Annotated in this window: 4 protein-coding genes; 3 read left to right on the forward strand and 1 reads right to left on the reverse strand. The window is 73.2% G+C overall.

What is annotated here, in order from left to right:
- From groEL to RIN80_RS14875, 3 genes are all read left to right on the forward strand, one after another.
- A partial coding sequence (gene groEL / locus RIN80_RS14865; RefSeq protein WP_309096058.1) for a chaperonin GroEL occupies window positions 1-920 on the forward strand: 920 nt, incomplete at its 5' end.
- Window positions 921-1,116: 196 nt separating this feature from the next.
- Complete coding sequence (locus RIN80_RS14870) at window positions 1,117-2,238, forward strand: NADH:flavin oxidoreductase (RefSeq protein WP_309096059.1); 1,122 nt, start codon at window positions 1,117-1,119, stop codon at window positions 2,236-2,238.
- A gap of 94 nt (window positions 2,239-2,332) precedes the next feature.
- Window positions 2,333-3,889, forward strand: a complete 1,557-nt coding sequence (locus tag RIN80_RS14875) for a carboxylesterase family protein (RefSeq protein WP_309096060.1) — start codon at window positions 2,333-2,335, stop codon at window positions 3,887-3,889.
- A 4-nt stretch (window positions 3,890-3,893) separates the two neighbouring features.
- On the opposite strand, the gene RIN80_RS14880 is transcribed toward RIN80_RS14875, so the two are convergent.
- Window positions 3,894-4,463: a hypothetical protein gene (locus tag RIN80_RS14880; protein ID WP_309096061.1), complete on the reverse strand. Its 570-nt coding sequence runs from the start codon at window positions 4,461-4,463 to the stop codon at window positions 3,894-3,896.
- Window position 4,464 lies beyond the last annotated feature (1 nt).

Below are 4,464 nucleotides of genomic sequence, written 5' to 3' on the forward strand. Positions count from 1 at the left end.
TGGAGAAGGTCATGCAGTCGGGCAAGCCGCTGCTGATCATCGCCGAGGACGTCGAGGGCGAGGCCCTGTCGACCCTGGTCGTCAACAAGATCCGCGGCACCTTCAAGTCCGTCGCCGTCAAGGCCCCTGGCTTCGGCGACCGCCGCAAGGCGATGCTGCAGGACATCGGCATCCTCACCGGCGGCGAGGTGATCTCCGAGGAGGTCGGCCTCAAGCTGGAGAACGCCACGCTCGACCTGCTGGGCAAGGCCCGCAAGGTCGTCATCACCAAGGACGAGACCACCATCGTCGACGGTGCCGGCTCCGCCGAGCAGGTCCAGGGCCGGGTCAACCAGATCCGCGCCGAGATCGAGAACAGCGACTCGGACTACGACCGCGAGAAGCTGCAGGAGCGCCTGGCGAAGCTCGCCGGCGGTGTGGCGGTCATCAAGGCCGGTGCCGCCACCGAGGTGGAGCTCAAGGAGCGCAAGCACCGCATCGAGGACGCCGTGCGCAACGCCAAGGCGGCCGTCGAGGAGGGCATCGTCGCCGGTGGTGGCGTGGCCCTGCTGCAGGCCTCCTCGGTCTTCGAGAAGCTGGACCTGGAGGGCGACGAGCTGACCGGCGCCAACGCCGTGAAGCTCGCCCTGGAGGCCCCGCTCAAGCAGATCGCCGTCAACGGTGGTCTCGAGGGTGGCGTCATCGTCGAGAAGGTGCGCAACCTGCCCGTCGGCCACGGCCTGAACGCCGCGACCGGTGAGTACGTCGACATGATCGCCGAGGGCATCATCGACCCGGCGAAGGTGACCCGTTCCGCGCTGCAGAACGCCGCCTCCATCGCCGCGCTGTTCCTCACCACCGAGGCCGTCATCGCCGACAAGCCGGAGAAGGCCGCCGCGCCCGCCGGTGGCGGTATGCCGGGCGGTGACATGGACTTCTGATCGACCCGGTCGGTCAACGTCCTTTCGGAGGGCGGCACTTCCTGCTCCGGCAGGGGGTGCCGCCCTTCGGCGTGTGCGGGATCACACAGGGCGCGGGATGGCGGCGGCGGGCCGCGTGGTTGAACCTGAGGTCCCATGCACATGCACATACTGCCTGGTATGCGCATACTGTCCGGTATCCGAAGGAGCCCCCCACGTGACCGTCGCCGCCTCCCGTGCCGCCGAAATCCTGTCCCGGCCCGTCACCCTGGGCGGCCTGACCGTCCCCAACCGGATCGCCATGGCGCCGATGACGCGCATGTTCTCCCCGGGCGGCGTGCCCGGCGAGGACGTCGTCTCGTACTACGCGCGCCGCGCCGCCGCCGGGGTCGGCCTGATCGTCACCGAGGGCACCTACGTCGGGCACGAGTCGGCCGGGCAGAGCGACCGGGTGCCGCGGTTCCACGGCGAGGAACAGCTCGCGGGCTGGGCGAAGGTCGCCGAGGCGGTGCACGCCGCGGGCGGCACGATCGTGCCGCAGCTGTGGCACATCGGCATGGTCCGCAAGCAGGGCGACCCGCCCGTCGCGGACGCCCCGGCCGTCGGTCCCTCCGGTGTCCGCACGGACGGCACCGAGGGCACCGGCAAGATCATGACGCAGGCCGACATCGACGCCGTCATCGGCGCGTTCGCCGCGGCCGCCGCGGCCGCCGAGCGGATCGGCTTCGACGGCGTGGAGCTGCACGGCGCCCACGGCTACCTGCTCGACCAGTTCCTCTGGGAGGGCACCAACCGCCGCACCGACGCCTACGGCGGTGACCGCGTCGCCCGCGCCAGGTTCTCGGCGGAGATCGTCGCGGCCGTCCGCGAGGCCGTCTCCCCCGGCTTTCCCGTCATCTTCCGCTACTCGCAGTGGAAGCAGGACGCCTACGACGCCCGCCTCGCCGAGACCCCGGAGGAGCTGGAGTCCATCCTGACCCCGCTGGCCGCCGCCGGTGTGGACGCCTTCCACGCCTCCACCCGCCGCTACTGGGTCCCCGAGTTCGACGACTCCGACCTCAACCTCGCCGGCTGGACCAAGAAGCTCACCGGCAAGCCCGCCATCACCGTCGGCTCGGTCGGTCTGAGCGGCGGCGACTTCCTGAAGTCCTTCCAGGGCCAGGGCTCCGAGGTCGGCGACCTCGGCAATCTCCTGGACCGCTTCGAGCGCGACGAGTTCGACATGGTCGCCGTCGGCCGCGCCCTGCTGCAGGACCCCGAGTGGGCCCGGAAGGTCCTGTCGGGCCGCTTCGACGAGCTGGCGCCGTACGACGCGACGGCGCTGAAGACCCTCAGCTGACCCCTCGGTCCGCTCCACGGGTGTCTGGATCCGGTTGCCCCGGTCAAGCACACTGGCCGAGCGCCTGATCACCGGCACCCGTGAGGAGACCCAGATGACGACGACCGAGGCCCACCCGCCCGCGGACGGCCCCTCCGAGCAGCCCGGGCCGGTGGTGCGCACCACCGCCGGTGCGGTGCGCGGACGCCGAGAGGAAGGGCTCGCGGTCTTCCGCGGCGTCCCCTTCGCCGCGCCTGCGGTGGGCGAGGCCCGCTTCCAGGCGCCGCGCCCCGCCCGGCCCTGGGACGGCATACGGGAGGCGTACGCCTTCGGCCCGCCGCCCCCGCAGGACCTCGGCCTGATGGGCGGCCCGGGACTGTTCGACGTCCCGCAGGGCGACGACTGGCTCACGGTCAACGTCTGGACCCCCGACCCCGACCCGGCCGCCCGCCGCCCGGTGATGGTGTGGATCCACGGCGGTGCCTACAAGCTCGGCCACGCCGGCAGCCCCGGCTACGACGCCCGGCACATGGCCGCCGACGGCGACGTCGTGGTCGTCACCCTCAACTACCGCGTCGGCATGGAGGGGTTCGCCCACATCGAGGGGGCGCCCGCCAACCGCGGCCTGCTCGACCAGGTGGCCGCGCTGGAGTGGGTGCGCGACAACATCGAGGCGTTCGGCGGCGACCCGGGTCAGGTGACGGTCTTCGGTGAGTCGGCGGGCGCGGGGTCGGTGGCCTCGCTCATGGTGATGGACCGCGCGGCCGGGCTGTTCCGGCGGGCGATCGCGCAGAGCGTGCCGGGGCCGTTCTTCTCCGCCGCGCTGGCCCGGGACATCGGCACGGCCCTCGCCGCCGAGGTGGGCCTGCGCCCCACGGTCGCCGACCTGTCGACGGTGGACCCGCGCCGGCTGACGTCGGCGGGGGAGTCGCTGGGCCCGAAGATGCCGCAGTACCTCGACCGCTGGGGCCGGGCGGCGCCCACGGTGACCCCCTTCTCCCCGGTGGTCGACGGCGAGGTCCTGCCGGCGACGCCGTGGCAGGCGCTGGCGTCCGGAGTGGCGAAGGACATCGACCTGCTCGTCGGCCACAACCGCGACGAGTACCGCCTCTTCGCCGCCCTGGCCGGGCAGCTCGGCCGGGTCACCGACGACCGGGCGGGCGCGGCCCTGCGTCTGTTCGCCCCCGGCCCCGACGGGGAAGCGGCCTACCGCGCGGCCTTCCCCGACGCCTCCCCGAGCGAGCTGTACGAACGCGTCCAGACGGACTGGCTGTTCGCCATGCCCTCCCTCCACCTGGCCGAGGCGCACCGCGCTGGCGGTGGCAACGCGCACGTCTATGAACTGACCTGGCCGGCCCCGGGCGACGGCGGCGCGCTCGGCGCCTGCCACGGCCTGGACATCCCGCTGCTGTTCGGCACGTACGGGGCGGACCTGGGGGCGCTGCTGTTCGCGGGCGCCGAGCCGTCCCCCGAGGCCCTGGCGCTGTCGTCCCGCTTCCGCTCCTCCTGGACGGCGTTCGCGAGGACGGGCGACCCGGGCTGGCCGGCCTACGACGAGCAGCGGCGGCTGGTGCAGGTGCTGGACGCGGAGCCGGTGGTCGCGCCCTACCCGGAGGAGGCGGCGCGGCGCCTGTGGGAGGGGTACGACTTCACCCCGCTGCCGCTGCTCTAGGCGGCTACAGGTTGCCCATCGGCTCGATGTCGATCCGCACCGGCGTGCCCCACACCCGCAGCACCTCGTAGTCGGTGAACTCGTGCACCAGCCGGTACGCCATGGCGGCCCGGGGCGCGCGGCGCTGGGCGGCGATGTACAGCTCGGCCTCGCGGCGGTCCCGGCGAGGGGTGCCGCACAGCTGCCAGGCCTGGCCGTTCCACAGCTCCGGCAGCCAGCGCTGCTGGGGCTGGGGGCGGTCGCCGCGCACGCCGTACCGCGACTGGACGGGCTCGGTCTGCGGCTGATGGGGAGCGGGTCCGTTGAACTCGTTGCGGCGGGCCGCCCGGCGCCGGGTCTCGCACAGCAGGCACAGGTCGGGGGCGGCCTCGTCGACCGGGCCGTTGGGATGCTCGGGGCAGCGGGTGCTGGGCGCGGCGTTCGAGACGCTCTCCTCCAGCAGGTCGAGGGCCCGCCGAAGATCCGTCCTCACCTCGTGCAGCTTGGCGTCCGGGGTGTCGGCGGTGAGGGCCTCCCCGTGCTCACCGAGGAGCCGGAGGGCGCGGCCGAGTGCGGTCAGCTGGGCGTGGTTCATG

Source organism: Streptomyces sp., from assembly GCF_031181705.1.
Lineage (GTDB): Bacteria > Actinomycetota > Actinomycetes > Streptomycetales > Streptomycetaceae > Streptomyces.